Source organism: Staphylococcus simiae (assembly GCF_002902085.1).
In the GTDB taxonomy this organism is placed as follows: Bacteria; Bacillota; Bacilli; order Staphylococcales; family Staphylococcaceae; genus Staphylococcus; species Staphylococcus simiae.
Map to the genome: position 1 here is coordinate 1 of NZ_PPQR01000046.1, position 590 is coordinate 590.

1 rRNA gene is annotated in these 590 nt (G+C 53.1%); it reads left to right on the forward strand.

Annotated elements, in window-relative coordinates:
- Window positions 1-590 (forward strand): 23S ribosomal RNA (locus CD113_RS06105); the annotation flags it as partial.

Consider the following 590-nt stretch of genomic DNA (forward strand, 5'->3'; position numbering starts at 1 on the left):
AACGGAGGCGCTCAAAGGTTCCCTCAGAATGGTTGGAAATCATTCATAGAGTGTAAAGGCATAAGGGAGCTTGACTGCGAGACCTACAAGTCGAGCAGGGTCGAAAGACGGACTTAGTGATCCGGTGGTTCCGCATGGAAGGGCCATCGCTCAACGGATAAAAGCTACCCCGGGGATAACAGGCTTATCTCCCCCAAGAGTTCACATCGACGGGGAGGTTTGGCACCTCGATGTCGGCTCATCGCATCCTGGGGCTGTAGTCGGTCCCAAGGGTTGGGCTGTTCGCCCATTAAAGCGGTACGCGAGCTGGGTTCAGAACGTCGTGAGACAGTTCGGTCCCTATCCGTCGTGGGCGTAGGAAATTTGAGAGGAGCTGTCCTTAGTACGAGAGGACCGGGATGGACATACCTCTGGTGTACCAGTTGTCGTGCCAACGGCATAGCTGGGTAGCTATGTATGGACGGGATAAGTGCTGAAAGCATCTAAGCATGAAGCCCCCCTCAAGATGAGATTTCCCAACTTCGGTTATAAGATCCCTCAAAGATGATGAGGTTAATAGGTTCGAGGTGGAAGCATGGTGACATGTGGAG